Source organism: Blautia faecicola, assembly GCF_004123145.1.
GTDB classification, from domain to species: domain Bacteria; phylum Bacillota; class Clostridia; order Lachnospirales; family Lachnospiraceae; genus Oliverpabstia; species Oliverpabstia faecicola.
Window position 1 is genome coordinate 2,315,608 of the sequence record NZ_SDKC01000001.1, and the last position, 6,893, is coordinate 2,322,500.

The window sequence follows — 6,893 nt, forward strand, 5'->3', positions numbered from 1 at the left end:
TATAGAAAAAAGTTCCGGTACAATATTCTTTGTACCGAAACTTCATTATAACCTATAAAAACAAATTTGCAAATAGTACAATCAGCGGAATCGCAATTAATGTTCTCTCCATAAAGATCACAAACAGTTTCCACAGATTCAGCGGGATTTCACTCTTGATAATGATGGTTCCAACCTCTGTCAGATAAATAATCTGTACCAGAGAAAGCACACCTACGATAAATTTGGTCTTTACCGCACTGATGCTTCCGAGAAGCAGTGCGGGAATAAACATATCGGTAAACCCTACCAGTGTAGCCGGTGCCGCCGCAAATGCCTCTTTCACACCGAACAGCTTCATATATAATCCCATCGGATAAGAGATCCAGTTAAATACCGGTGTGTAAGTCGCGATCACCAGTGCGATCGTTCCCCATGCGATAACGATCGGGATCAGGTCAAAGACCATACCCATAACAACTTCCATACCGCTTGCCAGCACGCCTTTTGCGTTAAATCCTTCCGCACGCTTGCAGCTGATCTCCAGCGCATAATTCAGGATTCCTTTTTCCTGCGGCACTTCCTCATGCAGCTGTTTTCCCGCCTGTTCCTGGTAGGTATCCGGGATTGTCCGGATCGGTGGGATTCTCGCAATGATCACTGCCAGAATGATTCCAACCACGCAGATACACAGATAAAATGCCGGGAACAGATTGGCAATTCCTACCGTATCCGCAACCAGCAGACAGAACGGAATGGATACCAGGGAGAAGTTCGTCATAATATAACCGGCTTCTCTTTTTGTGTAAAATCCTTTCATATACTGCTCTCTTGTCAGGATAACGGCTGCATTTGACGCACCAAACCAGGAAGCCATCAGATCGACCGAAGCTCTACCCGGTACATGAAACAGCGGCCGTACTACCGGGCGCAGAAGCACACCGAGGAACTCCATGATTCCACAGTCCGTCAAAAACGGCAGGATAAAACTGAATCCCAGTACGATACAAAACAGCGTACCACTTAAGCTTACCATACTTGCTCCGGTATCCGCAGACAGGATAAATTCCGGTCCTTTTCCCAGTACAACCATCGCGATCACAATCGCACCGATCACTTTTGATACCAGATACAGCGGTGTCGTCGAAAATGCCTTGCTCAGATAATGATTTTTCCGGATCCAGTCCGGTTTGCAGATATAGTCATATACCGTGAGAATCGCCGATCCCACAACGATCACCAGCAGGATATACGGCAGTGAGCCGCCAAACAGGCTCTTTAAAAAGTTTTTCAGATAATCCAGTAAAGTCGTAAATGATTCTCCCTGCGGAATCGGCACCAGAAACATGGCGATTCCAAATGCAGAACCAAGAATAAACTTCAGAAGATTCTTCGCATTTACATGATTTTCCTTCATCGTTCTTCCTCTCTTTGTTTTATTTTCAAAACCTCCTATCGACAACCGTTTCCGTTTCTCCGACTCAGATTTTGTTTTTTCTTTTCCTGATTGCAGTTTGTGATCTACGCAGCATCAGCACTCCAGTGCTTCTACATCCTCCATTGCCTGATAGATCATATCCTCTGTCACTTCATATGGAATATGTTCCATATCCGGACCCTCTACCGTCTCTTTTAATACCGGTGCAAGGATCAGCCGTTCCAGCGGAACCTGCATTTCGCACAGAGTTGTTGCAATCTCCAGTTTCTGTAGGAACCGTTTCAGCTTCCGTGCCTCATCCAGCTGCCCGTCTACTGCCAGCTGCACCAGCACCCCGTAAGCTACCACATTTCCATGCAGATAAGATTCCTCGAATCCCGGAAGTACATCCAGCCCGTAACATACCGAATGTGCGATCGCACAGTTATATTCATCAAGCACCACCAGCGATACCAGCCCGGTACTTACGATGTTGGCGAGTACCGCCTGTTTGAGTGCTGTGGATACTTTGTCTTCTTTGCAGTCTTTCCACGCCTGCACGCCATATTCCATAAGCGGGGTATAGCACATATTGCTGATTTCTCTTCCCAGTGCCGAACTGTGTTCCAGCTGATCTCCCCGCGCCGCAAAATGGCACTCAAAATATTTTCCAAGCGTATCTCCCATTCCCGCCTGCAGGTATCTTGCCGGTGCTTTTGCAATCACTTCCAGATCGATAAAGCAATGTCTCGCCGGACGCTCATAAAAATAAAAGCTGTCAAACGTTCCATTTTCTTTGTATACAACAGAAAGTGCTGTTGTTGCCGCACAAGTCGCTGCGATCGTCGGAAATGTAAAGACCGGAAATCCTGCCTCATATCCGGCTCCCTTTGCCGTATCCAGCGCTTTACCGCCACCCATACCAAAGATCATATCCACCTGTTTTTCTTTTGCATATGCCGCCCAGCGGTGAATATTTTCATATGTACAGTCTTCACCAAAAACAACCGTATCCACAATTTCCATCCCGGTTCCGGCAATTGCCTGCACCAGGCGCTCTTTTCCCGCACGCAGTGCCTTTTTCCCACCGATCAGAAGGATCCGTTTTCCGTACAGCCCGCACACAAAGGGAACTTCTTTCCATGTATCTGTTCCGATCGAATAATTACAAAAGAAAACTGCTTCTATATTCATTATTTCAACAACTCCTTTAATTTGCTAAGACGCTCCAGTGCCTCATCAATCGTTGCTTCCTCTCTCGCAAAGTGCAGACGGATCAGATGGTTTACATCCTCCTTAAAGAAGCTGGAACCCGGAACCGCAGCCACTCCGATATTTTTGATCATCCATTCACAGAATTCCAGATCCGTATACCCCGCAAACTGAGGCAGATCCAGAAACTCCTGAATATCAATCAGTACAAAATACGTTCCCTGCGGAACATTGTGTTTCAGCCCGATCCGATCCAGACCATCCAGGAAATAGGCACGTTTCTTTGTATAGGTCTCCAGAAGCTCCGTATAATAACTCTCCGGGAAATTCAGACCTACCGTAGCGGCTTCCTGTAACGGTGCAGCCGCTCCGACCGTCAGGAAATCATGCACTTTCTTCGCTGCCTCGATCACTTCTTCCGGTCCGATCAGATATCCCAGTCTCCATCCGGTAATGGAATATGTTTTTGACAGAGAATTGCAGGTGATCGTATGCTCATACATACCCGGTAGGGATGCCATGCAGGTGTGATGATACGGCGCATATACCATATGTTCATACACCTCATCCGTTACCACAAACGCATCATATTTCACTGCAAGTTCCCCGATTCCCATCAGTTCCTCTCTGGAAAATACTTTTCCACACGGATTTGACGGATTACACACGATGATTGCCTTTGCTCCATCCTGAAATCCTTTTTCCACCAGGCTCATATCAAAATGATATTCCGGCGGAACCAGAGGAATGTAGATCGGATCTGCTCCGGATAAAATCGCATCTGCTCCATAATTTTCATAAAATGGAGAAAATACCATAACCTTATCCCCCGGATTACAGATGGTCATCATCGCACACATCATCGCTTCCGTACCACCACAGGTCACAACAATCTCCTTATCCGGATCAATCGTCCGTCCAATCGCCCGTCCCTGTTTTCTTGCAAGCGCTTCCCTGAAGTTTTCCGCTCCGAAAGTAATTGAATACTGGTGCGGTCCTTCATAAGCTGCCTTCGCCAGCGCATCCATAATCTCCTTCGGCGGATCAAAATCCGGAAATCCCTGAGAAAGATTGATTGCTCCATACTCATCACTGATTCGCGTCATTCTGCGGATTACCGAATCCGTAAATGTCTGTACCCTGTTACTTAATCCTGGCATTGTATGTTCTCCTTTGCTTTTTGTATTTTCTATATTATTTTTCTGCCCATACCTGTCTCATCTGTCACTTTTTGAAGTATTGTTCACTTCGTACTCAGTAATACTAAACTTTTCTGTCCTGATGTCCCCTGGTATGGACTTGTGTTTCTTTCAAACCTCGTCTATAATAAAGTATACCGTTACGGTATAGTCAATAGGAGGATGTATATTTATGCAAAAATTTTCTGTTCCCTGCATAAAAACCGGTGATTTTGCAAAATTATGCAACACAAACAAACGTACACTGATTCATTACGATGAAATCGGTCTCTTTTCCCCGGCGTATACCGATGAAAAAGGTTATCGCTATTACAGTGAAAATCAGTGTGACACATTCTTTACGATCACCTGTCTCAAAGAAATCGGTATGCCCTTAAAAGAAATCAAACAATACATTGACCATAAAAATCCCGAAGACTTACAGACGCTTCTGTTACAGCAGCAACAGAAAGTGGAGGCTGACTTTGCACGTCTCCACCGGATCCGTCAGGTCATCGACACCAAATTGCAGCTGATCCACGCCGGAGAACATCTGCAATTTTCCGATTCCGTCTCAGCCGTAAGCCTCGAAGATTTCCCGGAAGAATATCTGATCGTCAGCCCTCCGTTACATACCAGCGACCACGAAAAGATCTTTTCCGCCATCTATCAGCACATCGCATACTGCAACCACAACCTGTTAAATGCCGGTCACCCCTACGGTGCCATGCTCGCCACCGAGGAACTGTTGCAGGGACATCAGGATGTGTATGCTCACTTTTTCACCAAGGTGATCCAACCACCAACCGGTCATCCCTGGATGAGCAAACCAGCAGGAACATATGCAGTTATCTATCTCAAAGGCGACTACTACGAAGCTGACCAGGCTTTTGAAACTCTCCTGGACTATATTCAAGAAAATAACCTGACACCTGGAACTTATTGCTATAAAGAAGCGGTTCTGGATGAAATGGCAGTAGAGAACGAAACCCAACTCGTAACCCGAATCTCGATTCCTGTATAACACAAAACTCCCCGGAGGATGTATCTGGTCTGTATCCAGAAAAATCCTCCGGGGAGTTTCTATATATCGTTTTTATTTCGTCTCTTTCGTTTCTTCCAGCATCGAAGTACAATGCGGACATCTGGTTGCATCAATGGCAATCTCTGTCTTACAATAAGGACATTTCTTCGTTGTCGGTGCAGCCGGTTTTTCTTCTTTGTTATGATTCAGCTTTGCAGCCGCACTGTTCATAACTCTCATAATCGTAAAGATCACCAGTGCCATAATCAGGAAATTCAATACAGCTGAGATAAACTTACCATAATTCAAAGTAACCTCGCCTAAAATGTTCCATTTCAGCTGATCAAAATTCATACCACCGAACAGTCCAAGAATCGGATTAATGATATCATCAACCAAAGAAGATACGATGCTGGTAAAAGCACCACCAATAATGATACCGACAGCCATATCCATCACATTTCCACGGTTGATAAATTCCCGAAACTCTTTGATAAACTTCTTCACGCTTCCTTCCCCCTTCTTTTGTATTCACTGTACAAGCTGTTTTTATTATATAATTTCACAGTTAAAATGACAAGATATAACAAGTAGCAAGCAAAATCGGTCCACTGGATCGGTTTTTGATATACAACACAAAAAAAGAACAACAGTTAACTGTTGTTCTTACTATACAGGGGATGAGGGATTCGAACCCCCATCGACGGTTTTGGAGACCGGTGCTCTACCATTGAACTAATCCCCTATATTCAATTAAAGGCATATACCTTCAAAACTGCATACACACAACATCCACTTCCTACTGCTTTGCGATCGACCACTCTGCTTATCTCTAAGCCCTCAGGTCAAACCCTCGACCGATTAGTAACAGTCAGCTCCATACATTACTGCACTTCCACCTCTGCCCTATCTACCTCGTCGTCTTCAAGGGGTCTTACTTCTTTTATAGAATGGGATATCTCATCTTGAGGGGGGCTTCACGCTTAGATGCCTTCAGCGTTTATCCCTTCCGGACTTGGCTACCCTGCCATGCAGCTGGCACTGCAACAGGTACACCAGCGGTCCGTCCATCCCGGTCCTCTCGTACTAAGGACAGCTCCTCTCAGATATCCTACGCCCACGCCGGATAGGGACCGAACTGTCTCACGACGTTCTGAACCCAGCTCGCGTACCGCTTTAATGGGCGAACAGCCCAACCCTTGGGACCTACTACAGCCCCAGGATGCGATGAGCCGACATCGAGGTGCCAAACCACTCCGTCGATGTGAACTCTTGGGAGTGATAAGCCTGTTATCCCCAGGGTAGCTTTTATCCGTTGAGCGATGGCATTCCCACTTAATACCACCGGATCACTAAGTCCTACTTTCGTACCTGCTCCACCCGTCGGTGTCGCAGTCAAGCTCCCTTCTGCCTTTGCACTCTTCGAATGGTTTCCAACCATTCTGAGGGAACCTTTGAGCGCCTCCGATACCCTTTCGGAGGCGACCGCCCCAGTCAAACTCCCCACCTGACATTGTCCCCCAACCGGGTCACGGCTGCTGGTTAGAAACCCAGTACTGCAAGGGTGGTATCCCAACAGCGGCTCCATGGCAACTGGCGTTACCATTTCATAGCCTCCCACCTATCCTGTACATGCAATACCGAATCCCAGTATCAAGCTGGAGTAAAGCTCCATGGGGTCTTTCCGTCCTGGCGCAGGTAACCAGCATCTTCACTGGTACTTCAATTTCACCGGATGCATTGTCGAGACAGCGCTCAAATCATTACGCCTTTCGTGCGGGTCGGAACTTACCCGACAAGGAATTTCGCTACCTTAGGACCGTTATAGTTACGGCCGCCGTTTACTGGGGCTTAAATTCAAAGCTTCGCTTGCACTAACCTCTCCTCTTAACCTTCCAGCACCGGGCAGGCGTCAGCCCATATACCTCACCTTTCGGTTTTGCATAGACCTGTGTTTTTGCTAAACAGTTGCTTGAGCCTATTCTCTGCGGCCCGCTGTTACACGGGCACCCCTTCTCCCGAAGTTACGGGGTCATTTTGCCGAGTTCCTTAACAATGCTTCTTCCGTCGGCCTTAGGATTCT

General features: G+C 46.6%; 5 protein-coding genes, 1 tRNA gene and 1 rRNA gene (1 of these 7 running past the window's edge). 1 reads left to right on the forward strand and 6 read right to left on the reverse strand.

Going from position 1 to position 6,893, the window contains the following annotated elements; all coding sequences use genetic code 11:
- Positions 1-52: 52 nt before the first annotated feature.
- The 3 genes from ETP43_RS10410 to ETP43_RS10420 form a co-directional block, all read right to left on the reverse strand.
- Entirely contained in the window at positions 53-1,396 is a 1,344-nt protein-coding gene (locus tag ETP43_RS10410) for a YjiH family protein (RefSeq protein ID WP_022399601.1), read from the reverse strand.
- Between the two features lie 114 nt (positions 1,397-1,510).
- A complete protein-coding gene (locus ETP43_RS10415) occupies positions 1,511-2,590 on the reverse strand; it encodes an iron-containing alcohol dehydrogenase family protein (RefSeq protein ID WP_129258003.1) in 1,080 nt (359 codons plus the stop codon).
- Complete coding sequence (locus ETP43_RS10420; protein ID WP_129258004.1) at positions 2,590-3,768, reverse strand: pyridoxal phosphate-dependent aminotransferase; 1,179 nt, start codon at positions 3,766-3,768, stop codon at positions 2,590-2,592. Before ETP43_RS10420 ends, ETP43_RS10415 begins: the two co-directional genes overlap by 1 nt.
- A gap of 211 nt (positions 3,769-3,979) precedes the next feature.
- Here ETP43_RS10420 and ETP43_RS10425 point away from each other — a divergent pair, with 211 nt between their 5' ends.
- Positions 3,980-4,810, forward strand: coding sequence for a MerR family transcriptional regulator (locus ETP43_RS10425; protein WP_022399604.1), 831 nt, complete (start codon positions 3,980-3,982; stop codon positions 4,808-4,810).
- 72 nt (positions 4,811-4,882) lie between these two features.
- Here the strand turns inward: ETP43_RS10425 and mscL are convergent, their stop codons facing one another.
- From mscL to ETP43_RS10440, 3 genes are all read right to left on the reverse strand, one after another.
- Positions 4,883-5,317 carry a large conductance mechanosensitive channel protein MscL gene (gene mscL / locus ETP43_RS10430; protein WP_022399605.1) on the reverse strand — a complete coding sequence of 145 codons (435 nt, stop codon included), beginning with the start codon at positions 5,315-5,317 and terminating at the stop codon, positions 4,883-4,885.
- A gap of 167 nt (positions 5,318-5,484) precedes the next feature.
- A tRNA-Trp gene (locus tag ETP43_RS10435) sits at positions 5,485-5,555 on the reverse strand.
- A 96-nt stretch (positions 5,556-5,651) separates the two neighbouring features.
- Positions 5,652-6,893: ribosomal RNA gene (locus tag ETP43_RS10440) — 23S ribosomal RNA — on the reverse strand (it continues 1,652 nt past the right edge of the window).